General features: G+C 71.2%; 21 protein-coding genes and 1 pseudogene. 16 read left to right on the forward strand and 6 right to left on the reverse strand.

The features are described 5' to 3' along the window. Positions 1 to 183 precede the first annotated feature (183 nt). From ACGFRB_RS13090 to ACGFRB_RS13110, 5 genes are all read left to right on the forward strand, one after another. Complete coding sequence (locus tag ACGFRB_RS13090) at positions 184 to 837, forward strand: response regulator transcription factor (protein ID WP_363009581.1); 654 nt, start codon at positions 184 to 186, stop codon at positions 835 to 837. Between the two features lie 4 nt (positions 838 to 841). After that, positions 842 to 2,077, forward strand: a complete 1,236-nt coding sequence (locus tag ACGFRB_RS13095; protein ID WP_363009579.1) for an ATP-binding protein — start codon at positions 842 to 844, stop codon at positions 2,075 to 2,077. 396 nt (positions 2,078 to 2,473) lie between these two features. Beyond that, positions 2,474 to 2,770 (forward strand): DUF4193 domain-containing protein, encoded by a 297-nt coding sequence (locus ACGFRB_RS13100; RefSeq protein WP_003955561.1) that lies wholly within the window; start codon positions 2,474 to 2,476, stop codon positions 2,768 to 2,770. 11 nt (positions 2,771 to 2,781) lie between these two features. Next, positions 2,782 to 4,038, forward strand: a complete 1,257-nt coding sequence (locus ACGFRB_RS13105) for a hypothetical protein (RefSeq protein ID WP_393242626.1) — start codon at positions 2,782 to 2,784, stop codon at positions 4,036 to 4,038. Between the two features lie 264 nt (positions 4,039 to 4,302). After that, a complete protein-coding gene (locus ACGFRB_RS13110; RefSeq protein WP_393242628.1) occupies positions 4,303 to 5,106 on the forward strand; it encodes a hypothetical protein in 804 nt (267 codons plus the stop codon). Positions 5,107 to 5,175: 69 nt separating this feature from the next. Here ACGFRB_RS13110 and ACGFRB_RS13115 read toward each other — a convergent pair whose 3' ends face one another. Further along, positions 5,176 to 5,706 carry a DUF3093 domain-containing protein gene (locus tag ACGFRB_RS13115; protein WP_363009575.1) on the reverse strand — a complete coding sequence of 177 codons (531 nt, stop codon included), beginning with the start codon at positions 5,704 to 5,706 and terminating at the stop codon, positions 5,176 to 5,178. Positions 5,707 to 5,764: 58 nt separating this feature from the next. On the opposite strand from ACGFRB_RS13115, the gene ACGFRB_RS13120 reads away from it, so the two are divergent. The 8 genes from ACGFRB_RS13120 (at position 5,765) to ACGFRB_RS13155 (ending at position 13,801) form a co-directional block, all read left to right on the forward strand. Further along, positions 5,765 to 6,349, forward strand: a complete 585-nt coding sequence (locus ACGFRB_RS13120; protein WP_393242630.1) for a PaaI family thioesterase — start codon at positions 5,765 to 5,767, stop codon at positions 6,347 to 6,349. Beyond that, positions 6,349 to 6,861 (forward strand): dUTP diphosphatase, encoded by a 513-nt coding sequence (dut, locus tag ACGFRB_RS13125; protein WP_361223849.1) that lies wholly within the window; start codon positions 6,349 to 6,351, stop codon positions 6,859 to 6,861. Before ACGFRB_RS13120 ends, dut begins: the two co-directional genes overlap by 1 nt. A gap of 1 nt (position 6,862) precedes the next feature. Beyond that, positions 6,863 to 7,627: a DUF3710 domain-containing protein gene (locus ACGFRB_RS13130; RefSeq protein ID WP_361223852.1), complete on the forward strand. Its 765-nt coding sequence runs from the start codon at positions 6,863 to 6,865 to the stop codon at positions 7,625 to 7,627. A gap of 415 nt (positions 7,628 to 8,042) precedes the next feature. Next, the gene (locus ACGFRB_RS13135) at positions 8,043 to 8,735 is read left to right on the forward strand and encodes an ABC transporter ATP-binding protein (RefSeq protein ID WP_393243109.1); all 693 of its coding nucleotides are present in this window, start codon (positions 8,043 to 8,045) and stop codon (positions 8,733 to 8,735) included. Positions 8,736 to 8,904: 169 nt separating this feature from the next. After that, positions 8,905 to 11,679: a DUF4118 domain-containing protein gene (locus ACGFRB_RS13140; RefSeq protein ID WP_393242633.1), complete on the forward strand. Its 2,775-nt coding sequence runs from the start codon at positions 8,905 to 8,907 to the stop codon at positions 11,677 to 11,679. A gap of 150 nt (positions 11,680 to 11,829) precedes the next feature. After that, positions 11,830 to 12,516: a response regulator gene (locus tag ACGFRB_RS13145; protein WP_361223857.1), complete on the forward strand. Its 687-nt coding sequence runs from the start codon at positions 11,830 to 11,832 to the stop codon at positions 12,514 to 12,516. Positions 12,517 to 12,562: 46 nt separating this feature from the next. Next, complete coding sequence (locus ACGFRB_RS13150) at positions 12,563 to 12,961, forward strand: OB-fold nucleic acid binding domain-containing protein (protein ID WP_363009568.1); 399 nt, start codon at positions 12,563 to 12,565, stop codon at positions 12,959 to 12,961. 3 nt (positions 12,962 to 12,964) lie between these two features. After that, positions 12,965 to 13,801, forward strand: coding sequence for a DUF3159 domain-containing protein (locus tag ACGFRB_RS13155; RefSeq protein WP_393242636.1), 837 nt, complete (start codon positions 12,965 to 12,967; stop codon positions 13,799 to 13,801). A 164-nt stretch (positions 13,802 to 13,965) separates the two neighbouring features. Here ACGFRB_RS13155 and ACGFRB_RS13160 read toward each other — a convergent pair whose 3' ends face one another. Then, positions 13,966 to 14,643 carry a TrkA family potassium uptake protein gene (locus ACGFRB_RS13160; protein WP_361223862.1) on the reverse strand — a complete coding sequence of 226 codons (678 nt, stop codon included), beginning with the start codon at positions 14,641 to 14,643 and terminating at the stop codon, positions 13,966 to 13,968. Continuing rightward, entirely contained in the window at positions 14,643 to 15,311 is a 669-nt protein-coding gene (locus ACGFRB_RS13165; RefSeq protein WP_361223865.1) for a TrkA family potassium uptake protein, read from the reverse strand. Before ACGFRB_RS13165 ends, ACGFRB_RS13160 begins: the two co-directional genes overlap by 1 nt. A 236-nt stretch (positions 15,312 to 15,547) precedes the next feature. On the opposite strand from ACGFRB_RS13165, the gene ACGFRB_RS13170 reads away from it, so the two are divergent. Next, positions 15,548 to 17,599 (forward strand): APC family permease, encoded by a 2,052-nt coding sequence (locus ACGFRB_RS13170; protein ID WP_361223868.1) that lies wholly within the window; start codon positions 15,548 to 15,550, stop codon positions 17,597 to 17,599. Positions 17,600 to 17,727: 128 nt separating this feature from the next. Then, positions 17,728 to 19,056, forward strand: coding sequence for a TRAM domain-containing protein (locus tag ACGFRB_RS13175; RefSeq protein ID WP_363009563.1), 1,329 nt, complete (start codon positions 17,728 to 17,730; stop codon positions 19,054 to 19,056). A 484-nt stretch (positions 19,057 to 19,540) separates the two neighbouring features. Here ACGFRB_RS13175 and ACGFRB_RS13180 read toward each other — a convergent pair whose 3' ends face one another. Both ACGFRB_RS13180 and ACGFRB_RS13185 read right to left on the reverse strand, forming a co-directional pair. Next, positions 19,541 to 21,658, reverse strand: a complete 2,118-nt coding sequence (locus tag ACGFRB_RS13180) for a hypothetical protein (protein WP_393242639.1) — start codon at positions 21,656 to 21,658, stop codon at positions 19,541 to 19,543. Positions 21,659 to 22,032: 374 nt separating this feature from the next. Then, positions 22,033 to 22,505 (reverse strand): annotated as a pseudogene (locus ACGFRB_RS13185) (NUDIX domain-containing protein). Between ACGFRB_RS13185 and ACGFRB_RS13190 the strand changes: the two are divergent. Then, entirely contained in the window at positions 22,438 to 22,599 is a 162-nt protein-coding gene (locus ACGFRB_RS13190) for a hypothetical protein (RefSeq protein ID WP_393243127.1), read from the forward strand. The pseudogene ACGFRB_RS13185 and the gene ACGFRB_RS13190 sit on opposite strands and share 68 nt — an antisense overlap. A gap of 11 nt (positions 22,600 to 22,610) precedes the next feature. On the opposite strand, the gene ACGFRB_RS13195 is transcribed toward ACGFRB_RS13190, so the two are convergent. Then, positions 22,611 to 23,528 (reverse strand): FkbM family methyltransferase, encoded by a 918-nt coding sequence (locus ACGFRB_RS13195; RefSeq protein WP_393242641.1) that lies wholly within the window; start codon positions 23,526 to 23,528, stop codon positions 22,611 to 22,613. Between the last annotated feature and the right edge of the window lie 94 nt (positions 23,529 to 23,622).

Raw genomic sequence — 23,622 nt, forward strand, 5'->3', positions numbered from 1 at the left:
GGAGCCCTCTGGATCCCCCGGAGTGCCCCCGTCCCCCTCCGGAGCCCCGGCCGCCCGGAGAACCGCCTTACAGCCGGTTTACGCGCGTTCGGGGCAGGATGGACACCGCACAGTCCGTGCGTGAGACCGCCCGCCCGTCCGTCCCCAGGACCAGGACCAGGGCCCAGGAAAGGATTGACAGACGTGCGCGTACTCGTCGTCGAGGACGAGCAGCTGCTCGCGGATGCCGTGGCCACCGGACTGCGGCGGGAGGCCATGGCGGTCGACGTCGTGTACGACGGCGCCGCCGCTCTGGAGCGCGTCGGGGTCAACGACTACGACGTGGTCGTCCTCGACCGTGACCTTCCCCTGGTCCACGGCGACGACGTGTGCCGCAGGATCGTCGAGATCGGCATGCCGACCCGCGTCCTGATGCTCACCGCCTCCGGCGACGTCAGCGACCGCGTCGAGGGCCTGGAGCTGGGCGCCGACGACTATCTGCCCAAGCCCTTCGCCTTCAGCGAGCTCATCGCGCGCGTACGCGCGCTGGGCCGGCGTACCTCCGTCCCGCTCCCGCCCGTCCTGGAGCGCGCGGGCATCCGGCTCGACCCCAACCGGCGCGAGGTCTTCCGCGACGGCAAGGAGGTCCAGCTGGCGCCCAAGGAATTCGCGGTCCTGGAGGTGCTGATGCGCAGCGAGGGCGCGGTCGTCTCGGCCGAGCAGCTCCTGGAGAAGGCCTGGGACGAGAACACGGACCCGTTCACCAACGTCGTCCGCGTCACCGTGATGACCCTGCGCCGCAAACTGGGCGAGCCGCCGGTCATCGTCACGGTCCCCGGCTCGGGATACCGGATCTGACTCGATGGCCCAGTCCCCGCCGCCCCTGAACGCCCCTCCGAAGCCGACCTGGGACCCGCGCGATCCGGTCCGCCCGCTGCTGCGCCCGACGATCCGGATAAGGCTCACCCTGCTCTACGGCGGGATGTTCCTGATCGCGGGCATCCTGCTGCTGGCGATCATCTACCTGTTCGCCGCGCAGGTCCTGCGAGGGAGCAACGCCGAGCTGCCGTTCAAGGTGGTCAACGGCACCGTCCGGGCCACCACCAACTGGTGCCTGCTCCCCGAGAACACCACCGGCGAGCAGCTCAACAACGCCGTGAGCCTGTGTCTGCGGCACCAGAACGACCTGGCCCTGGACGACCTGCTGCGCCGCTCCCTGTTCGCGCTGCTCGGCCTCAGCATCATCGCCTTCGCCTTCGGGTACGCGATGGCCGGCCGGGTGCTCTCCCCGCTGGGCCGGATCACCCGTACCGCCCGCCGGGTGGCCGGCTCGGACCTGTCCCGGCGGATCGAGCTGGACGGCCCGGACGACGAGCTCAAGGAGCTGGCCGACACCTTCGACGAGATGCTGGAGCGCCTGGAACGCGCCTTCACGGCCCAGCAGCGCTTCGTCGCCAACGCCTCGCACGAGCTGCGCACCCCGCTCGCGATCAACCGCACGCTTTTGGAGGTGCAGCTCTCGGACCCGGCGGCGCCCATCGAGCTCCAGCAGCTCGGCAAGACCCTGCTGGCCACCAACGAGCGCAGCGAGCAGCTGGTCGAGGGCCTGCTCCTGCTGGCCCGCAGCGACAACGAGATCGTCGAGCGCAAACCGGTCGACCTCGCCGAGGTCGCCTCGCGCGCGGTGGACCAGTCGCACGCCGAGGCGGAGGCCAAGGGCGTACGGCTCCGGGGCGAGCGGGCCCCGGCGGTGGTCCAGGGCAACGGCGTCCTGCTGGAGCGGATCGCCCTGAACCTGGTGCAGAACGCCATCCGGTACAACGTCCCCGAGGACGGCTGGGTGGAGGTCTCCACCGCCACCCGGGGCGGCCTGGCGGAGCTGGTGGTGTCCAATACGGGGCCCGTGGTCCCGGCGTACGAGATCGACAACATTTTCGAGCCATTCCGGCGCCTCCGCCAGGAGCGCACCGGCAGCGACAAGGGTGTGGGCCTGGGGCTGTCGATCGTGCGCTCCGTCGCGCGCGCCCACGGTGGTCGTATCATCGCCGAGCCCAGGGAAGGGGGCGGACTCGTGATGCGCGTCACACTTCCGATCTGACTACACTGTGCAAGCCGAACGGATTTGTTCGCCTTGCGCGGAATTTCCGATTCTCATTCCCGGAGCGCTCCTGTGTGATCGATCACAGGAATGAGTATCCGGTCCTCCACTCTCCGTGATCGAGAATTCTCCCGTAAAGCCCGGAAAAGTCCGGGTTTTCAGGGGCCTGAATGGCGGGAAGTACACGGGGTGGCACCCGTGAGGGAGGTCCGATGGACCGTGTACGGTCCGGTTCGCCACCCAAACCCGCTCACTCTTGAGGGGGCGGATTGGGTGTCGATTGAGTAACAGACCTTGATGTGAGGCAAAATCTCCGCCTCGGGTCGGGCACAAGTCCGGCCTCTCACGCGTTACGTGCGCTGGAGACACCGCAACCACCCAGAGGGGGAGAGCGACATGGCAACGGATTACGACACCCCACGCAAGACCGACGACGACGTCGACTCGGACAGCCTTGAAGAACTGAAGGCCCGCCGGAACGACAAGTCGACCTCGACCGTCGACGTCGACGAGTTCGAGGCCGCCGAGGGCCTGGAGCTCCCGGGCGCCGACCTCTCGAATGAGGAGCTGGCCGTCCGGGTCCTGCCCAAGCAGGCCGACGAGTTCACCTGCATGAGCTGCTTCCTCGTGCACCACCGCAGCCAGCTGGCTCGGGAGAAGAACGGTCAGCCGATCTGCCGCGACTGCGACTGAGGCAGACCGCCGTGGCAGGCGACACACCGTCTCGGAAGCGACGGCTCCGGCTCCCCGGGAGACCGGAGGCGTACCAGGACGGCTCGGGCCCGGCCAAGGACGTCCATGACGATTCCTCGGCCGAGCACTCCGTCCACCTGCCCACACCTGGCGCACGTGACGACGGGCGGGGCCCCACGGCCTCGCTCGAAGCATCGGACGCGTCACACCGGGCCGCACGACGGCCCGTCCCGGAGGAGGACCGGCGCGGCAATGCCGCCCGGAACGCCCTCCGCAAGCTTCCCCGGAATCTCTTCCGGGGCACCCACGACGCCGGCGGAGACGGTCCCCGGGCCGGCGCACCTCAGGGCGAGAGCCCCGAGGGTGACGCACCCGGCGCCGACCGTGACGGCCCCGGCGGCAGCGCCGGTGGCCCCGCGGGCCGTAGCGGCTCCGAGGCCGACGGCTCCGAGGTCCATGGGCCCGGCGACGCCCGCAAGCGGGGCGTTCTGCGGCGGGTGGCCAACCCCGTGCGCGTCCGGCTCGACCGCGTACGGATCGACAGCGCCCGCATCGACGCCGTACGGCGCGGAGTCAGGCGCGGCGGCCAAGGCGCCAAGGCCGGTCTCGGCTATCTCGCCGACCGCGTCATCGACCTGGCCCCGCGCGTCCCCGTACGGGACCTGGCGACCCTGCGCCGGCAGTTCCCCGGCCTCGGGCCCGAGGAGATCGCCGACAAGCTGGTCGCCGGTGCGGCGCGCGCCAGCGCCACCGTGGGCGCCGGTGTCGGTGCCGCCGCCATGCTGCCCGTACCGCCGGCGGTGCCCGCCGAACTCGCCACCGAGATCACCGGGGTCGCCGCGATCGAGCTGAAACTCATCGCCGAGCTGCACGAGCTCTACGGTGTACGGCCGCCCGGCACGCTCACCCAGCGCTCGACCGCGTATCTGACCTCCTGGACCGAGGAGCGCGGGCTCGACCCCGGCCATCTGGCCACCACTCTGGCCACCGCCAATGTGGCCTTCGGCGGCCAGCTCAAGCGCGAGCTGCGCCAGCAGATCATGCGGCGCATGGTGCGCAACGTGCCGAACCTGACCCCGTTCCTGGTGGGCGCGGCCGTCGGCGCCGTGATGAACCGGCGTGACACCAAGAAGCTCGCCGCCCGCATCCGGGGAGACCTGCGCGAGCGCCAGGTCTCCTGGGACCGCCTGGCGGCCCTGCCGCCCCTGGAGCAGCCGGAGAACCCGGAACTGCCCGGGGCGCCCGGCGTCGGCCCCAAGGGCTTCTGAGCCCCTGCGGAACACCGGGGGAGGGCGGTCCTGACCGTCCGGTGCCCCCGCTCGCCCGGGCGCCTGGGTCTTCGTCCGGTTCCGGCCCGTCCGGAGCCGTCCTCCGTGACGCGCTTCCCCGGGATCCCGATCCCCCGGAACTCTTCCTTCTCGGCGCCCGCGCCTTATGACGGCGGAGCCCCGCGCCCGGCTCCGCTTTGGCCCGGACCGCCCTGAACAGTAGGTTTCCGGGGGGAATGATCAACCCCGGGGAGGGAAGCCCACATGCCAGGACCCGCCGATCCGGCCGGCGGACGCCGCCCCCGGCTGCCGTCCTCGGAGTTCGCCGTCCGGGCGCGGGCCCTCGGGTACCGCGTCGGGGGCCTGTGCGTCGCCCTGCTCGGCGGCTTCGCCCTGCTCGTCGGGGCGCTGGCGCTGGCCGCGGTGCCCAGCCTGATCAAAGATGAGAGGGCGTTCGCCGCCGCGACGCCGTGCGCCACCGGGTCCCCGTCCCACGCCGACTGTCTGCGTGACCTCGACGCGACCGTGAAGCGCACCGTGATCCGCGATCAGCCGAAGACGGCGGAGTACACGCTGTACCTGGACGGCCTCGGCCCGGTGCCGTCCGAGATCGACATGGGCGGGGCGGGACCGCTGCTCAAGAGGCTGCGCCCCGGTGACAAGGTGACGGTCACCGTGTGGCGGGACTACGCCGTCGAGGTCCGGCGGGGAGACGTCGCGCAGACGTCCTCCGATACGCCCGTCGGGGAGCCGCTGCTCACCTGCGTGATCGGCCTGGGCCTGATTCCCGTCGGCGCCTTCGGCCTGTACGCGGGCGGGAGCGCGGTGTGGTCGGCGCGCCGCCACTCCGCTCGGGGACGGGGGCTGCCCCCCGAGTTCCTGGGCTGGGGCAAGACCGCGGGCGCGATCGCCCTGTGTGCGGCGGCGGCGGGGGCCGTGGCAGCCGCCGCCGGCAAGAACGTGCCGGTCATGCTGCTCGTCTGGCTGGTTCTGCTGGTGCCGGTCTGGTGGATCACCGGCCGGTGGTGGCGATCCGACCGGGCCCGTCGCGCCGGACGATTCGCGTAGAAGCTCCGCAGGCTCGCGGACCCGTAGCTCCGCAGGCCCGCAGACCCGCGGGCCGGCCCTGGAGCCGGGTCAGGCGTCCTGGGCGGGAAGAGCGTTCCCGCGCGCCGCCGTCAGCGCCGCCGCCAGGGCCTCCGGGTCCCGGCTGGACAGGTAGACGTACGGCGTGGGGTCCGCCGGGTCCGTCACCTCGACGCGTACGGCCCTCGGCACATAGCTGCGCATCAGCATGAAGGCGCGCATGTCGGCCCGGTGCGTACGCCAGGCGCGCGCCTCCTCGGCGTCCAGCACCTCGGGTTCCCCGAGGGCCGTCACCGGGATCCGGGCGTCCCCGGCCACCAGGGACCCCGCCACGACCCGGATGCGGGCCGAACCGTACGAGGAGACCATCACCGCCGCGAGGGCCGCCGCGACGATCAGACCGCCGATCATCGGGATCGCACCGAGCGGGAGCATGATCAGCCCACCGGACAGGCCGAACAGGAACACGATCACCCACCACGTACCCGGAGCGGTGAGCCGCTCGTCGAAGCTGGGCGCAGCGGGCTGCGCCGCGGGCTGTGCGGAGGACTGTCCGGGGGACGGTGCGGAAGACTGCTGCATGCGTCCAAGCTTGGCACGGCGCGACCCGCGCCCCACCTCGCGGGTAAGGTCTGCGGCTGTGACTGGAACTTCCCCCGCCCTGACGCCGCCGGCCGAGGCCATACCGCCGGTTCGCCACCCCGACGCGCCCGCCCCCGGCGAGATCATCGGCTCGCACTACGAGCACTGCTTCGGGTGCGGCGGCGGGCAGTCCCACGGGCTGCACCTTGAGGCGCGCGCGGGCGAGGGCGTGACCGTCACCGCCGAGTTCACCGTCAAGCCCGGTCACCAGGGCGCCCCGGGTCTCGCGCACGGCGGCGTGCTCGCCACCGCGCTCGACGAGACCCTCGGCTCCCTGAACTGGCTGCTGCGGGTCATCGCCGTGACCGGGCGCCTGGAGACCGACTACGTGCGGCCCGTTCCGGTCGACACGGTGCTCCACCTCGCGGCCGAGGTGACCGCCGTGCACGGCCGCAAGATCTACTCGACCGCCGTCGGCCGGATCGGCGGGCCCGACGGCCCCGTCGCCGTCCGCGCGGACGGCCTCTTCATCGAGGTCAAGGTCGACCACTTCATCGACAACGGACGCCCGGAGGAGATCCGGGCCGCCATGTCCGATCCCGACCAGGTCCGGCGTGCCCGTGCCTTCGAGGTGAACCCCTGATGCGCCCTCCCGTCGACGTACTCCTCCGCCGCCTGGACCCGGAGGTGCCGATTCCGGCCTACGGGCACCCGGGCGACGCCGGTGCCGACCTGGTGACCACCGAGGCCGCCGTCCTCGCCCCCGGGGAGCGCGCCGTCCTGCCCACCGGGATCTCCCTCGCCCTGCCCGACGGCTACGCCGCCTTCGTGCACCCGCGCTCCGGCCTGGCCGCACGCTGCGGTGTGGCACTCGTGAATGCCCCAGGGACGGTCGATGCCGGGTACCGTGGAGAGATCAAGGTGATCGTGGTCAATCTGGATCCGCGCGAGAGCGTGCGGTTCGACAGGTTCGACCGGATTGCCCAGCTTGTCGTCCAGCAGGTCGAGAAGGTGCGCTTCCACGAGGTGGCGGAGCTTCCCGGTTCCGCGCGGGCCGAAGGGGGCTTCGGGTCCACCGGCGGCCATGCCGCCGTGGACGGCACAACGGGTGGGAATCGATACGCTTCGGTCGTATCCGACCGGGAAGGACAGTGACGTGTTCGGACGTCGCAAGAAGAACGGTGCCGCCGAGGACGCGGCGGGCGAGGCCGGACAGGCCGGCGAGGCCGCCGGTGAGCACGCGGACGACGCGGCCGCGCCGCGCCGGGTGAACCTTCCGCCGGCACCCCGGCCGGACGGCCCGTGGGACATCTCCGAGGTCGGCAAGCCGGAGGAAGGCCGTGTCGATCTCGGCGGCATCTTCGTCCCCGGTGTGGAGGGCATGGAGCTGCGCGTGGAGGTGGCGGGCGACGCGATCGTCGCGGCCACCGTCGTGCTGCGCGACAGCGCCGTACAGCTCCAGGCCTTCGCCGCGCCCAAGAAGGAAGGCATCTGGGGCGAGGTCCGCGACGAGATCGCGGAGGGCATCACCCAGCAGGGTGGCGCCATCGAGGAGATCGAGGGCCCGCTGGGCTGGGAGCTGCGCGCGCAGGTCCCCGTACAGCTGCCCGACGGCAACCGGGGCGTCCAGCTGGTGCGCTTCGTCGGCGTGGACGGCCCCCGCTGGTTCCTGCGCGGAGTGATCTCCGGCCAGGGCGCAGTGCAGCCGGAGGCCGCCGGTCTGCTGGAGCAGATCGTCCGGGACACCGTCGTCGTCCGCGGCGACGGCCCGATGGCCCCGCGCGACCCGATCGTCCTCAAGCTGCCGAACGACGCCCAGATGGTGCCGGACGGCGTACAGCAGGAAGAGCAGGCCGGCTCCCGGTTCTCCGGCGGCATGGGTCAGCTCCAGCGCGGCCCGGAGATCTCCGAGATCCGCTGATCCCCCGATCCGCTGATCCCCCGATGCGCTGATCCCCCGATGCGCTGATCTGCTGACGCGCTGAGGTCCGCCGTGTTCTGCCGGCCCGCGTGGATCCGTCCGGCCGACGGACAGGTCACCGGGTCACCGGATCAGCGAGCGGATCATTGGCCGACCGCCGCGTGGGGCACCACGCGCGCCATGTGAACAGGCCCGATGGGCCGCTTCCGCCCCGCCCGTATGTTCGGTGTGGGGATGACGGGAGCGGCCCATCGGGTTTTCCACAGCCCGAGGCGAGTGCCACGGAAAGATCCGATCCGGGTTATCCACAGACCTGGCACCGGCCCCCGACCTCGGCCCATACTGGCGGCGCACACGTTCGAACCAGGGGGGTAACACGGTGAGCGAGAGCAACGCCCGCACGGGAGCGGCCGTCATGGAGGACCCGGCCGCGTCGCCGATGGTCCGGGTGGAGAATCTGCGCCGCTCGTACGGGACGGGGGAGGCCGCCGTGCACGCCCTGCGCGGGGTCTCCTTCGACATCCCGCGCGGCGAGCTGGTCGCGCTCAAAGGCCGATCCGGCTCCGGCAAGACCACCCTGCTCAACCTCGTCGGCGGGCTCGACACCGCCGACCAGGGCAGCATCGTCATCGACGGCGTCGACCTCGCGGGGCTCGGCGAGGACGGACTGCTCGCGCTGCGCCGCGACCGGATCGGGTTCATCTTCCAGTCCTTCGGCCTGATCCCGATCCTGTCCGCCGCCGAGAACGTCGGCGTACCGATGCGGCTGCGCCGCTTTGACTCCAAGGAGCGGGAGGAGCGGGTCGCGCTGCTGCTCGCCCTGGTCGGCCTCGCCGACCACGCGGCCCAGCGCCCCGGAGAGCTGTCCGGCGGCCAGCAGCAGCGGGTCGCCATCGCCCGCGCCCTCGCGAACCGGCCCGCGCTGCTGATAGCCGACGAGCCGACCGGCCAGCTCGACGCCGAGACCGGCCTCGCCGTCATGGAGCTGCTGCGGGCCGTGGTCCGCAGCGAGGGGTGTACGGCCCTGGTCGCCACCCACGACAACCAGCTCCTCGGCCTCGCCGACCGCGTGCTCGAACTGAGCGACGGGGAGATCATCGAACACTGATCCACCCTCCGGCGGGCAACGGGGCGGCTCAGGGGCTTGTCCGCCGCGCGCGGGGGACCGGCCGTCGCCCGGGGCCGGTGCCACCCGTGCATCAGGATCACGTCAAGACGGCCCCCGGCCGCGCCCACCCGTGCGGTATGTCCGTTTGGCTGGACGTAAGGTCGGGCCCATGGGACGCGGCAAGCTACGGATCTACCTGGGGGCGGCACCCGGCGTCGGCAAGACCTACGCCATGCTCTCCGAGGGCCACCGGCGGGTGGAGCGCGGTACGGACTGCGTGGTCGCGTTCGTCGAGCACCACGACCGGCCGCGTACCGAGGTGATGCTGCACGGTCTGGAAGCGGTGCCGCGCAGGGAGATCGAGTACCGGGGGACGACCTTCCCCGAGATGGACATCGACGCCGTCCTGGCGCGCCGTCCCGTCGTCGCGCTGGTCGACGAGCTGGCGCACACCAATGTGCCCGGCTCGCGCAACCCCAAGCGCTGGCAGGACGTGGAGGAGCTGCTCGCGGCCGGTGTCGACGTCATCGCGACGGTCAACATCCAGCACCTGGAGTCGCTGGGCGACGTCGTCGAGGCGATCACCGGCGTACGGCAGCGCGAGACCGTCCCGGACGAGATCGTCCGCCGGGCCGACCAGATAGAGCTGGTCGACATGTCGCCGCAGGCCCTGCGGCGGCGCATGGCGCACGGCAACATCTACAAACCCGACAAGGTCGACGCGGCCCTGTCCAACTACTTCCGCCCGGGCAACCTGACCGCGCTGCGCGAGCTGGCGCTGCTCTGGACCGCGGACCGGGTCGACGAATACCTGCGCCAGTACCGCGGCGAGCACAATATCCGCTCCACCTGGCAGGCCCGGGAGCGGATCGTCGTCGGCCTCACCGGCGGACCCGAGGGCCGCACCCTGATACGACGGGCCACCCGGCTGGCCGAGAAGGGCGCGGGCGGCGAGGTGCTCGCCGTCTACATCTCCCGCAGCGACGGCCTGACCTCCGCGTCCCCCAAGGAGCTGGCCGACCAGCGGACCCTGGTCGAGGACCTCGGCGGAACGTTCCACCACGTCATAGGCGACGACGTGCCCTCGGCGCTCCTGGAGTTCGCCCGCGGGGTCAACGCCACCCAGATCGTCCTCGGCTCCAGCCGCCGCCGTTCCTGGCAGTACATCCTCGGCCCCGGCGTCGGCCAGACCGTGGCCCGAGACTCCGGCCCCGACCTCGACGTCCACATCGTCACCCACGAGGAGGTCGCCAAGGGCCGCGGCCTGCCCGTCGCGCGCGGCGGGCGGCTCGGGCGCGCCCGGATCCTTTGGGGCTGGGTGGTCGGTGTCGCCGGTCCCATCCTGCTCAGCCTGCTGCTCACCCATGTCGAGGCGGACCTCGGTCTCGCCAACGACATGCTGCTCTTCCTCGCGCTGACCGTCGCCTCCGCCCTCCTCGGCGGATTCCTGCCGGCCCTCGCGGCCGCGGCCTTCGGTTCCGTCCTGCTCAACTGGTTCTTCACCCCGCCGCTGCATCGGCTGACCGTCGCCGACCCCAAGAACATCGTGGCCATCGCCGTCTTCTTCGGGGTCGGCATGTCGGTGGCCTCGGTCGTCGATCTGGCCGCCCGCCGCACCCACCAGGCCGCCCGGCTGCGCGCCGAGGCCGAGGTGCTGTCCTATCTGGCGGGCAGCGTGCTGCGGCTCGGGGTGCCGGGGCAGCAGGGGGAGGAGACCGGCCTGGAGGCGCTGCTCGAACGGGTCCGGGAGACCTTCTCGATGGAGTCCGTCGCCCTCCTGGAACGCTCCGGCGACCTCGAACCCTGGACCCGCGCGGCCAGCGTCGGCGCCCATCCCGTGGGACGCCCCGAGGAGGCCGACGTGGACATGCCCGTCGGCGACCATCTCGCGCTCGCCCTGAGCGGCCGGGTGCTGCCCGCCGAGGACCGTCGTGTCCTTGGCGCGTTCGCCGCCCAGGCCGCCGTCTTCCTCGACCGCCAGCGGCTCGTCGACGAGGCAGAGAAGGCTCGCAAGCTCGCCGAGGGCAACAAGATCCGCACCTCGCTGCTCGCCGCCGTCAGCCACGACCTGCGCACCCCGCTCGCCGGCATCAAGGCGTCGGTCACCTCGCTCCGCTCCGACGACGTCGAGTGGTCCGAGGAGGACAAGGCCGTCCTCCTCGAAGGCATCGAGGAGGGCGCGGACCGGCTCGACCACCTGGTGGGCAACCTCCTGGACATGTCCCGGCTCCAGACCGGCACCGTCACCCCGCTGATCCGCCCCACCGACCTCGACGAGGTGGTGCCGATGGCGCTGCTCGGCGTCCCCGACGGCAGCGTCGAACTCGACATCCCCGAGACCCTGCCCATGGTCGCCGTCGACCGGGGACTCCTGGAGCGGTCCGTGGCCAACATCGTCGAGAACGCCGTCAAGTACAGCCCCGAGGGCGTTCCCGTCCTCGTCGCCGCCAGTGTCCTCGGCGAACGTCTCGAACTGCGGGTGACCGACCGCGGCCCGGGCGTCCCGGAGGAGGGCAAGGACGGCATCTTCGAGCCCTTCCAGCGCTTCGGCGACGCCCCGCGCGGCTCCGGCGTCGGTCTCGGGCTGCCCGTCGCCCGCGGTTTCGTCGAGGCCATGGGCGGCACCCTGACCGCCGAGGACACCCCGGGTGGTGGCCTCACGATGGTCCTCACCCTGCGGACCGCGCCCCAGAGCGCCCCGCCGCCCGTGCCGGGTACGGCGGCGGGTACGGCCGGGACCGAGCGGGCGGGGGCCGGGGCTGCGGGGGCCGGGCCTGAGGATGCCGGGCCGCTGGACGTCAGGCCTGTGGATGCCGGGTCCGTGGACACCGGACCCCTGGACACCGACCCTGTGGACACCGGGCCCGCAGGGCCCACAGGGCCGGTGGATGCCGGATCCTCGGGGACCGAGCCCCCGGCGCCGTCCACGCGTACCGGCACGTAGCCCCGCCCGCGCGGCCCGCGTGGGACGCCTGGGACTCTCCATACCCCCCCCGTACCCCCGTACCTCCCGCGTCTTCGTACGCACCGCACCCCGCATCCCGCACGCCCCGCCCCACCCACTTCGCCCCCTCCGAACAGGAAGGCCGCCTCCATGACCCGGGTCCTCGTGGTCGACGACGAGCCACAGATCGTCCGTGCCCTGGTGATCAACCTCAAGGCACGGAAGTACGAGGTCGACGCGGCACCCGACGGCGCCACCGCCCTGCGGCTGGCAGCCGAGCGCCATCCCGACGTCGTCGTCCTCGACCTCGGGCTGCCCGACATGGACGGCGTCGAGGTCATCAAGGGGCTGCGCGGCTGGACCCGGGTGCCGATCCTCGTCCTGTCCGCCCGGCAGACCTCCGACGAGAAGGTCGAGGCCCTGGACGCGGGCGCCGACGACTACGTCACCAAGCCGTTCGGCATGGACGAACTGCTGGCCCGGCTGCGTGCGGCGGTCCGCCGGGCCGAGCCGGTCGGCGGTGCCGAGGACGGGGTCGTGGTCGTCGAGACCAGCGGCTTCACGGTCGACCTGGCCGCCAAGAAGGTCCACCGCGACGGCAAGGACGTCCGGCTTACGCCCACCGAGTGGCACCTGCTCGAAGTCCTCGTCCGCAACAGCGGCCGGCTGGTCAGCCAGAAACAGCTGCTCCAGGAAGTATGGGGGCCCTCGTACGGCACCGAGACCAACTACCTGCGCGTGTACATGGCGCAGCTGCGGCGGAAGCTGGAGCGCGACCCCTCCCACCCGCGGCATTTCGTCACCGAACCGGGCATGGGCTACCGCTTCGAACACTGAGACCGGCCCCGGGCCCCGGCCCGGCGGCGGCCGGTAGGCTTTCTGTATGAGTGCCGCACCGCGTACCGAGAAGCCCACCGGGCGCCTCCGCCGTATGCTCGACCGCCTGTCCACCTCGCAGGAGGAGCTGGAGTCCGAGGAGCTCCAGGAGGACACGGCCGCGTCGGGGTGCACACGCATCTCCGACTGTTCCGACCGCGCGATCGTCAAGGTGACTGGTACGTTGCGCACGGTCACCCTGCGGCCCCGGGCGGGGGTGCCCGCGCTCGAGGCCGAGCTGTTCGACGGCACGGCACCGCTGGACGTCGTCTGGCTGGGACGCCGCTCCATCGTGGGCATCGAGCCGGGCCGCAAGCTGATCGCCTCCGGCCGGATCTCCATGAGCCACGGCCGGCGGGTCCTCTTCAACCCCAAATACGAGCTGCGACCGCTCGGACAGGAGTAGCCGGTGACGTCAGTCGACAAGCCGACCGCCGACCAGCCGTCCCCCGCCCCCGCAGCGCCCTTGGCGGGCACGGGCCGGCACGCCCGGAACACGGCCGGCGGCCGGGCCGGGGAGCCGGGGCCGGGGCCGGAGGGCACCACCGACAAGGCGGTGACCGAGGCCGCCCTGTTCGAGGCGTTCGGCGGAGTGCGCGGAATGGTGGAGACGGTCCTGCCGGGCCTGCTCTTCGTCACCATCTACACGATCAACAAGGACCTGCACTCCTCGGCCATCGCCGCCGCCGCGGTCTCCCTGGTCCTGGTGCTGGTCCGGCTGATCCGCCGCGACACCGTCAAGCACGCCTTCAGCGGCGTCTTCGGCGTCGCCTTCGGTGTCGTCTTCGCGATGATGACCGGCAACGCCAAGGACTTCTACCTGCCGGGCATGCTCTACACGCTCGGCCTCGCCGTCGCGTACATCGTCACGACCATCGCCGGCGTACCGCTCATCGGCCTGATCCTGGGGCCGGTGTTCAAGGAGAACCTCTCCTGGCGCACCCGCAACCCGGGGCGCAAGAAGGCGTACGCGAAGGCCAGCTGGGCGTGGGGCCTGATCCTGCTCGCCAAGTGCGCGATCCTCTTCCCGCTGTACTGGTGGGCCGACACCGCCCAGCTCGGCTGGGTCCTGGTCGCTCTGAAGATCCCGCCGTTCCTGCTCGCGGTCTATCTGACGTGGGTCTTCCTGGCGAAGGCGCCGCCGCCGATCGACGTGTTCGCCGAGATGGAGGCCGAGGAGAAGGCCCAGGAGAAGGCGAAGGCGGAGGCGGAGGCGCGCGGGAAGGCCGAGGCCACCGAGGCGTAGGTCCTGCGGGAGGGCCGAGGCAAGGCAACCAGGCGCACGCGCGCCGGCGCGGCCGAGGCCCCAAGGGCGTACCGCCGCAGGACACAAGAGAAGGGGCCGGGGACCTGTCACAGGTCCCCGGCCCCTTCTCGTACCGGATCGATCGGGCCGGGAGCCGGCCGGAGCTACGCGTCCGCCGCCGGACGGCGGACCGACAGCAGCTCCTCCAGCTGCTCCTCGCGCGCCTGCGCGGCCACGAACAGCAGCTCGTCGCCCGCCTCCAGGGTCTCCTCCGGGCTCGGCGTGAGGACGCGCGAGCCGCGGATGATGGTGACCAGGGAGGTGTCCTGCGGCCAGTCCACGTCGCCGACCTGCGTCCCCGTGACCGCCGACTCCGGCGGCAGCGTCAGCTCCACCAGGTTGGCGTCGCCGTGGCTGAAGCGCAGCAGCCGGACCAGGTCGCCGACGCTCACCGCCTCCTCGACCAGGGCCGACATCAGGCGAGGCGTCGAGACGGCGACGTCCACGCCCCACGCCTCGTTGAACAGCCACTCGTTCTTCGGGTTGTTGACCCGGGCGACCACCCGGGGCACCCCGTACTCGGTCTTGGCGAGCAGCGAGACGACCAGGTTCACCTTGTCGTCACCGGTCGCCGCGATCACGACGTTGCAGCGCTGCAGCGCCGCCTCGTCCAGCGAGGTGATCTCACAGGCGTCGGCCAGCAGCCACTCCGCCTGCGGCACCCGCTCCACCGAGATGGCGGTCGGCGCCTTGTCGATGAGCAGGACCTCGTGCCCGTTCTCCAGCAGCTCGCCCGCGATGGAACGGCCCACCGCGCCCGCGCCGGCAATGGCGACACGCATCAGTGACCACCCTCCTCGGGACCCTCGGCGAAGGCCGCCTCGACCGTGTCGATCTCGTCCGTCCGCATCATCACGTGCACGAGGTCGCCCTCCTGCAACACCGTCTGGGAGGTGGGGAGAACCGCCTCCCCCAGCCGGGTGAGAAAGGCCACGCGCACCCCGGTCTCCTCCTGGATCCGGCTGATCTTGTGGCCGATCCACGCCGGAGAGGTGTGCACCTCGGCGAGCTGCACGCCACCGCTCGGGTCCCGCCACAGCGGCTCGGCACCCGACGGCAGCAGCCGCCGCAGCATCTGGTCGGCGGTCCAGCGCACCGTCGCCACGGTGGGGATGCCCAGACGCTGGTAGACCTCGGCACGGCGCGGGTCGTAGATCCGGGCGGCGACGTGTTCGATGCCGAACATCTCGCGCGCGACCCGGGCCGCGATGATGTTCGAGTTGTCACCGCTGCTCACGGCGGCGAAGGCGCCGGCCTCCTCGATGCCCGCCTCGCGGAGGGTGTCCTGGTCGAAGCCCACCCCCGTGACCCGGCGGCCGCCGAATCCCGAGCCGAGACGGCGGAAAGCCGTCGGGTCTTGGTCGACGACCGCGACCGTGTGCCCCTGCTGCTCCAGAGTCTGCGCGAGAGCGGCTCCCACTCGCCCGCAGCCCATGATGACGATGTGCACGTCCCCTTACCCCGCACTCCTGATCGTCCTGCTGACCTGCGAAAACACCCTGCTCACAACTTTCTCGTCCCGAGTCGCCCGGGCTGCGGCGGACCACGCACGCGCGTGCTGTCCGGTCTGAGCTTAAGCGTGGCCACCGGGCGGGACATCATCCGCGGTGGCGGGCCACGGAGATTCGGTGCGGATCGGGGAAGATGGTCGTCACGGCCTATTTCGAACGCTTACGATCCTCTGTTGTGTCCAAACTGACCGACGTGCCCAAACGGATCCTGATCGGGCGGGCCCTACGCAGCGACAAGCTCGGGGAGACCCTGCTCCCCAAGCGGATCGCCCTCCCCGTCTTCGCCTCCGACCCGCTGTCCTCGGTGGCTTACGCGCCCGGCGAGGTGCTCCTCGTCCTGTCCGTCGCGGGCCTGTCGGCCTACCACTTCAGCCCGTGGATCGCGCTGGCGGTCGTGGTCCTGATGTTCACGGTCGTCGCCTCGTACCGGCAGAACGTGCACGCGTACCCGAGCGGCGGTGGCGACTACGAGGTCGCCACCACCAACCTCGGCCCGAAGGCCGGCCTCACCGTCGCGAGCGCCCTGCTCGTCGACTACGTCCTGACCGTCGCCGTGTCGATCTCCTCCGGCATCGAGAACCTCGGCTCCGCCGTCCCGTTCATCATCGAGCACAAGACGATCTCGGCGATCGCCGTGATCGTGCTGCTGACCCTGATGAACCTGCGCGGAGTCAAGGAGTCCGGCAGCCTCTTCGCCATCCCGACGTACGTCTTCGTCTTCGGCGTCTTCGCGATGATCCTCTGGGGTGCCTTCCGCGGTCTCGTCCTCGGCGACACCATGCGCGCGCCGACCGCCGACTTCGAGATCAAGCCCGAGCACGGCGGACTCGCCGGCTTCGCGCTGATCTTCCTGCTGCTGCGGGCCTTCTCCTCGGGCTGTGCGGCGCTCACCGGCGTCGAGGCCATCTCCAACGGCGTGCCCGCCTTCCGCAAGCCGAAGTCGAAGAACGCCGCCAGCACGCTCGCCCTCATGGGCGGGCTCGCCGTCACCATGTTCTGCGGCATCATCTTCCTGGCCACGGCCACCAACGTCCGGATGGCCGAGAACCCCGCCCACGACCTCGTGCGCGACGGTGTCCCGGTCGGTCCCGGCTATGTCCAGGACCCGGTCATCTCGCAGGTCGCCGCGGCCGTCTTCGGCCAGGGCACGTTCTTCTTCATCCTGCTGGCCGCCGCCACCGCGCTCGTCCTCTTCCTGGCCGCCAACACGGCGTACAACGGCTTCCCGCTCCTCGGCTCGATCCTCGCCCAGGACCGCTACCTGCCGCGCCAGCTGCACACCCGCGGCGACCGGCTCGCCTTCTCCAACGGCATCGTGCTGCTCGCCGGCGCCGCCGCGCTCCTCGTCTGGATCTACGGCGCGGACTCCACCCGCCTGATCCAGCTCTACATCGTCGGCGTGTTCGTCTCCTTCACCCTGAGCCAGATCGGCATGGTCCGGCACTGGAACCGCCACCTGGCCGCCGAGCGGGACCCGGCCAAGCGCCGCCACATGATCCGCTCCCGCGCGATCAACGCCTTCGGCGCCTTCTTCACCGGTCTCGTCCTGGTCGTTGTCCTCGCCACGAAGTTCACCCACGGCGCCTGGGTCGCGCTGCTCGGCATGGTGATCTTCTACGTGACGATGACCGCGATCCGCCGCCACTACGACTCGGTCGGACGAGAGATCGCCGCGGCCGAGGAACGTCCTGACGAGTACGTACGCCCCTCCCGGGTCCGTTCCATCGTCCTCGTCTCCAAGCTCCACAAGCCCACCCTGCGGGCCCTCGCGTACGCCAAGCTCATGCACGCCAGCGAGCTGGAGGCGCTCACCGTCAACGTCGACCCGGCCGACACCAAGGAACTGAAGGCGGAGTGGGAGCGGCGCGGCATCAACGTCCCGCTCAAGATCCTCGACTCGCCGTACCGCGAGATCACCCGGCCGGTCGTGGAGTACGTGAAGAACCTGCGCCAGGAGAGCCCGCGCGACGCCGTGTCCGTCTACATCCCGGAGTACGTGGTCGGCCACTGGTACGAGCACCTGCTGCACAACCAGAGCGCGCTGCGCCTCAAGGGGCGGCTGCTGTTCACGCCGGGTGTCATGGTGACGTCCGTGCCGTACCAGCTCCGCTCCTCGGAAGCCGCGCGCAAACGGTTCCGCAGGCGCCAGGAGTGGAACGCGCCGGGCTCGGTGCGCCGCGGCCCGGTGGAGAAGGGCCAGCGGGAAACGGCCGGGAAGAGCAACTAGACTGGTGGGCTGCCGTGCAAACGGCGCCTGCTTTTCTTCCTTCCCGCGGCTTCCCCCGCACCTCTCCCTCTCTTTCCTCCCCCTCTTCCCTTCCTCTTCCCCCTCTTTCCTTTCTGGAGCTCCTGATCATGCAAAACACCCCTGTTGCGTCGTTGGTCGGGGAGGAGTACGAGGTCGAGGTCGGCCCCGTGGCCCACGGCGGTCACTGCATCGCCCGTACGGAGGAGGGCCGGGTCCTCTTCGTCCGCCACGCCCTGCCGGGCGAGCGGGTCCGGGCCCGGGTGACAGAGGGCGAGGAGACCTCCCGCTTCCTGCGGGCCGACGCCGTCGAGATCCTGGACGCGTCGAAGGACCGCATCGCTGCGCCGTGCCCGTTCGCCGGCCCCGGCAAGTGCGGCGGCTGCGACTGGCAGCACGCGAAGCCGGGCGCCCAGCGCCGCCTCAAGGGCGAGGTCATCGCCGAGCAGCTGCAGCGGCTCGCGGGCCTCACCCCGGAGGAGGCGGGCTGGGACGGCACCGTCGTACCGGCCGAGGGCGACAAGCTGCCGGCCGGCGAGGTCCCGCAGTGGCGCACCCGTGTCCAGTACGCGGTCGACGCCGAAGGCCACGCGGGTCTGCGCAAGCACCGCTCGCACGAGGTCGAGGCGGTCGACCACTGCATGATCGCCGCCCCGGGAGTCTCCGAGCTGGGCATCGAGAGCCGCACCTGGGAAGGCATGGCGTCGATCGAGGCCATCGCCGCGACCGGCTCGCAGGACCGCCAGGTCATCCTGACCCCGCGGCCCGGCGCCCGGCTGCCGATCGTGGAGCTCGACAAGCCCGTCTCGGTCATGCGCGTCGACGAGAAGGACGGCGGCGTCCACCGCGTCCACGGCCGTCCCTTCGTCCGCGAGCGCGCCGACGACCGCACCTACCGCGTCGGCAGCGGCGGCTTCTGGCAGGTCCACCCGAAGGCCGCCGACACCCTCGTCCGCGCCGTCATGCAGGGCCTCCTGCCGCGCAAGGGCGAGATGGCCCTGGACCTCTACTGCGGCGTCGGCCTCTTCGCGGGCGCCCTCGCGGACCGCCTCGGCGACGAGGGCGCCGTCCTCGGCATCGAGTCCGGCAAGCGCGCGGTGGAGGACGCCCGCCACAACCTGGCCGACTACCCGCGCGTCCGCATCGAGCAGGGCAAGGTCGAGTCCGTCCTCCCGCGCACCGGCATCACGGACGTCGACCTGATCGTCCTCGACCCGCCGCGCGCCGGCGCCGGCAAGCAGACCGTCCACCACCTGGCCACCCTCGGCGCCCGCCGCATCGCCTACGTCGCCTGCGACCCGGCCGCCCTGGCCCGCGACCTCGGCTACTTCCGCGACAACGGCTACCGGGTCCGGACGCTGCGAGCCTTCGACCTGTTCCCGATGACGCACCACGTGGAGTGCGTGGCGATCCTGGAGCCGGTGAAGAAGGAGGCGTGACCTGCGGTTTTGTGGGTGCGCTTGAGGGGCGGTGCGGGCGTTATGGGCGATGTCTTGACGCTGAGATGACGCTCGCAGGGGTATCTTGACGCTCATTTGACGCTCGTTCTGATGGAGTGTCAGGGGGTCGTTGTGTGCCGCCGATGTCGATGCCAGGTCGGCGTTACGGGGCCGCCGAGGATTCGTGCGTGCTCATGAGGCTTTGCCGCCGGCGGGGTGTTGATGCCCTGCCGGCGGCTGTTGTTTCCGGAGGCCGGCGGCGCGTGATCGCGTCGGCGTGCCCGTGGGTGAGACGCGGGTACAGGTGTACCGGCGGCTCACCCACGGGGTGTCGGTCAGAGGCGCCGCAGGCAGACGGCCTTGCCAGAGCGCTGGCTGGGCCGGATCATCTCTGCCCCGTCAAGACGTGGGTTCGTGGGTCCCGGTGCCCATGCCGTCGGGGTTGGCGCGGCGGATTTACCTATAGACCCGCATCGATTCTGCCTCACACCTGCGCGGTGAGATCGACTGCTCTCAGCCGGGCGTGGAGGGAGCCGGCGAGACCCAGGGCGAGGCATATACCAAGGGTGCCGAGCAGCGTCCCTTCGGGGCGCAGCTCCCAAGGTGAGCTCATGAAGGCGAGCGCCGGAGCCGAGTACAGGGCCATGCCCCCCGGGACGGCGATCACCGCGTACCAGCGCGCTCGAACGGGATATCCGGCCGCCGAGGCGCAGGCAACGAGCAGCAGCCCGATGCCCATGGGCAAGAGGAACGGGTAGCCCTGCCAGACGTGAGTCTCCCCGTACTCCTGGGCGGCCAGGAAGAACCGGACCGCGCCGTACACGGCGACGAGCCCCCCGGTCGCTGTGGTGGCCGTAGGCAGGAGGCGGGGGCCGGGTGGCACGATCCGCACGTGCCACCGCGAGCGCCGGGGGAGCGCGGCTCCTGACAGGGAAACGGTGAAGCGGCGGGCCGCCTTGCCCGCCGCTCGGTGGGCGAGAAGGCTGAAGAGAACGGTGAGCACCAACAGCAGGAGCGCGAGCGGCAGCCAGGCGTGCAGGTAGGCGAGCAGGATGGACGGTCTGCGGAAGAGCTGGGGTGCCACAAGCAAGGCGGCGAACGTCCCGAGCAGCAGCCCGTGCAGGGTGCGCCGGCGTGTTCCTTGCTGACGCCGGACCTCGTCGAGACGGGTGACGGCCTGCTCCCAGTCGGCTGCCTCGCGCTTCAGGCCGAGATCCCCGAGCAGATCCGCCGCCAGGCGACGGGGGAGGACACCCGTGTGGTGGAAGTACAAGGTGTGGTCGCTGAGGGGCTGGCCCACAGGGGCGATCCAAGGCTGCTCGACATTGTCGGGGAGGGTGGGACCCAGCATCCGGCCGACCATGTCGTGTGGGCTGCTGTACTCGCGCCACTCGATGTGGCGACGGTAATGGTCGAGGCTGAGGGGGCACGGCGGCCGGGCCTTGAGGGCCGTATGGATCAACCGACTCAACAGGAGGGCCGTGGCGATGGCCACGACGATGGCGACCCCGTGAGCGAGGTCGAGTCGCAGACTGGGCATGCCGGTGAAGGCCCGATGCAGCTCTGCGGCGGCGGCCTCGCGTTGAAGCTCCGCGAGCTGGGTGTCACCAAGGGCGGATGACGGTGTCACCGTCATCTGTAGGGCCAGATACAGCTGCCGCAAGATGGCCTGCGTGAACCAAGCGAAGAGCTGCCACGTCCAGGGGCCGAGGCCCCACAGATATGCCGGGATCAGGCCCGCAAGGCCCCACAGACCGGGCCCGATGCCGCTGCGGTCGAAGGTCTTGAGCAGGCTGATCGGTTTCAGGCCGGAGCCGACGCCGATGAATCTCCGGACCTTCGGGTGACGTCGGTCGGCGGTGGGGGACAGGACTCGGTGCATGAGATAGCCACCCTGCGAGTGGGCGACGATGACCACCTCGTCGCAGTGGCGTTCCATCCACTGCACCTTCCGGTGGAGGTGAGCTAGCAGCAGCCGCGTGCGCTCCTCATCGACGGCGGCGACCCGGACGTGCCACAGGAGATTGCGGCGGGAACGGACGAACCAGGCCAGCAGGCCCAGCAGGAGCATCGAAGCGAGCAGGTTGTGGCTCGCCAGGACGATGCCGTAGACGAGCCCGGTCGAGATGACCGCCAAGGTGAGAAGTCGCCACAGCAGTCTCATCTGGGCGAGTCCAGCATCCGCATGGCCCCGGAGGCCGTGAGCGGGAAGGGTAAGTACCCGCAGGTCGCGCCGGTCCGGACCGACCACCCAGAACAGGAGAGGAAGGCTTGCCACGAGAAACGTCAGAGTCCGTCTGGCGGAGGGCCGACCCAGTTCGGCGAACCTGTCGGCCCAGAGCGCTTCGGCGAACAGCGCGCGGTGGCTAGTACCGCCGAGGGAGACAACGGCCTCGGCGTGCCGGATTGCAGCATCCTCGGGCGAGGCCGCCAAGGGCTGCTCCTGCCAGGAGACAAGCTGCTCACCGTGCACGGCATGCAGTGCATCGAAAGTGCTCCTGCCCCACTTCAGGGTGGTGCCCGGCTTCTGGTTGCCGATGCCGTGCACGAAGAGATAACCCACGCGCCAGCGGGCGGCGTTGCGCTTCTTGCTCTTGGACAATGAATCGTCCTCTCGGTCAGCCGACAGCTCTTGGAACAGTCTGTACCCGACCGCTGACAACGAGTTGTGCCCGGGCGGTCTTGCCGGGGCGGCGTGACGGGGCCGCCGGAGTGTGCGTGTGCGCTCATGAGGCTTTGCCGCCGGTGGGATGTTGATGCCCTGCCGGCGGCTGCTGTTTCCGGAGGCCGACGACGGGTGATCGCGCCGCTGTTCCCGTGAGTGAGACGCGGGCGCAGGTATACCGGTGGCTCGCCCACGGGATGGCGGCCAGGCGCCGCGCGTAGATGGCCTTGCCGGAACGCTGGCCTGAGCCGGATCGTCTCGGCTTTGCCGAGGTGCAGGTCCGTGCGCACCGTCGCCGTGGTGCTTGCTCGTCACCCAGCAGTGACCGGCCCGCCGTAGCGGGGGAAGGAGAGCCCACCGCCCCGGTACGCGGTCAGGGCCTGCACGGTGGTCGGGAACGCCGGCTCGGGCAGGCGGCTCGCGGCGACCCATCGGGCCGCCAGGTGCTTGTCCGGCTCGGTGTTGGTCAGTTCGCCGGTCCAGGTGTCGGTGGCGAAGACGAAGACGATGAGCTGGCCGGCCTGGTCCCAGCCCTGTTCGACGTGGACGACGTGGACGAGGGTGAGGTCGGCCGGGTCGACGAGCAGGCCGGTCTCCTCCTTGAGTTCGCGGGCGCGGCCTCGTCGAGGGTTTCGCCGGGTTCGGCCTTGCCGCCGGGGAGGGTCCAGGCCGGCCGTGGGGACCAGTTGCGGGCGGCGTAGTGCACGGCGGCGATCGTGTCGGTGTCCTTGTCGTGGACGATCACGCAGACGGCGTTGCGGCTGTTCATCACGCTGGTGTTCATTGCGGTGCCCAATCCGTGGATGTCGCGCAGGAAGGTGGTGTCGGTGGTCCGGGCGGCCGACTCGGGGTTCGACCTGGCCCGCCGCCCGGAATGAGGGGACGGTGTTCAGTGCCCGGTCGTGAGGTGGTCGGCGTCGGTGCGGGAGAAGACCAGATCGGTCATCTCCCTCGGGGGCTCGGTGCACCGGACGGGCGGCTGCGGCCGGCGCATGGCCTGGGGGTAGGTGGCCGGGTCGTAGTCGTTGGCGAGCGTGTACGCGTGGAAGCCGTGTGCGCGCAGGGTGTCGAGGATGCCGGCGGCACTCTCGCCCTGCTTGGCCAGGAGCCTCGGGGTGACTTCCAGGACGAGTTCCGCGTCGGCACGCAGGTGCGGGAGCGCGGGCAGGAGCCCGCGGATCGCGGCTGCTTCGGCGCCTTCGACGTCGATCTTGATGACCCGGGCGGCGGCGAGTTCGGCCCGGCTGATCAGGTCGGCCAGGGGCGCGGTGGGCACCTCCACGGTCTCGTGGACGCGGCGGGGGCGGATGGCGGTGGTGTGGCCGAGGTTGGCGGGGTCCTCCAGGTAGAGGGTCAGGGTGCCGTGGGTGTCGGAGGCGGCGGAGCGGACGGCCCGGATGTTGGTGCGGCGGTTGGTGGTGGCCGCGGTGGTCAGGTCGTCGTGGAAGCGGGGGTGGGGCTCGATGGCGACGACGCGGCCGTGGGGGCCGACGGCGTGGGAGGCCAGGAGGGTGAACGCGCCTCGGTGGGCTCCGACGTCGACGAAGGTGTCCCCGGGGCGGAGCCGGTCGCGGAGGAAGGCGCTCAGGTTCGGCTCCCACTCGCCGAACAGGTACTGGTAGCGCTGGATGACGTCGCTGGTGGTGACGGTGACCGTGCCGCCGGTACGCAGCCGGGCGGTGGTGTGGAGGGGGTGGGTGCGCAGGTGCTCGTCGAGGAAGTGGCCGACGAGCCGGGCCTTACCGAGGGTGCCGGGGGCGTGGCGGACGTAGGCCCGCAGTGCGCGGGCGAGGGCGGAGGCGGACATGGGCGACTCCTTCGTATGCTGGCCCGGGAACGGGGCCCCCGGGCCGGCCGGTGGTGACAGACTGGCGAGAGAACGCTGCTGGTACTGAAGGGAG

The sequence above is a fragment of the Streptomyces sp. NPDC048718 genome, assembly GCF_043198875.1.
Taxonomy (GTDB): Bacteria; Actinomycetota; Actinomycetes; order Streptomycetales; family Streptomycetaceae; genus Streptomyces.

Excerpts from the sequence above, each read along its gene's own strand:
- ACGFRB_RS13150 (WP_363009568.1), top strand. The coding sequence starts at position 12,563 with ATGAGTGCCGCACCGCGTACCGAGAAGCCCACCGGGCGCCTCCGCCGT.
- ACGFRB_RS13095 (WP_363009579.1), top strand. The coding sequence starts at position 842 with ATGGCCCAGTCCCCGCCGCCCCTGAACGCCCCTCCGAAGCCGACCTGG.
- ACGFRB_RS13140 (WP_393242633.1), top strand. The coding sequence starts at position 8,905 with ATGGGACGCGGCAAGCTACGGATCTACCTGGGGGCGGCACCCGGCGTC.
- ACGFRB_RS13195 (WP_393242641.1), bottom strand. The coding sequence starts at position 23,528 with ATGTCCGCCTCCGCCCTCGCCCGCGCACTGCGGGCCTACGTCCGCCAC.
- ACGFRB_RS13145 (WP_361223857.1), top strand. The coding sequence starts at position 11,830 with ATGACCCGGGTCCTCGTGGTCGACGACGAGCCACAGATCGTCCGTGCC.
- ACGFRB_RS13100 (WP_003955561.1), top strand. The coding sequence starts at position 2,474 with ATGGCAACGGATTACGACACCCCACGCAAGACCGACGACGACGTCGAC.
- ACGFRB_RS13175 (WP_363009563.1), top strand. The coding sequence starts at position 17,728 with ATGCAAAACACCCCTGTTGCGTCGTTGGTCGGGGAGGAGTACGAGGTC.
- ACGFRB_RS13115 (WP_363009575.1), bottom strand. The coding sequence starts at position 5,706 with ATGCAGCAGTCTTCCGCACCGTCCCCCGGACAGTCCTCCGCACAGCCC.
- ACGFRB_RS13160 (WP_361223862.1), bottom strand. The coding sequence starts at position 14,643 with ATGCGTGTCGCCATTGCCGGCGCGGGCGCGGTGGGCCGTTCCATCGCG.
- ACGFRB_RS13110 (WP_393242628.1), top strand. The coding sequence starts at position 4,303 with ATGCCAGGACCCGCCGATCCGGCCGGCGGACGCCGCCCCCGGCTGCCG.
- dut (WP_361223849.1), top strand. The coding sequence starts at position 6,349 with ATGCGCCCTCCCGTCGACGTACTCCTCCGCCGCCTGGACCCGGAGGTG.
- ACGFRB_RS13135 (WP_393243109.1), top strand. The coding sequence starts at position 8,043 with ATGGAGGACCCGGCCGCGTCGCCGATGGTCCGGGTGGAGAATCTGCGC.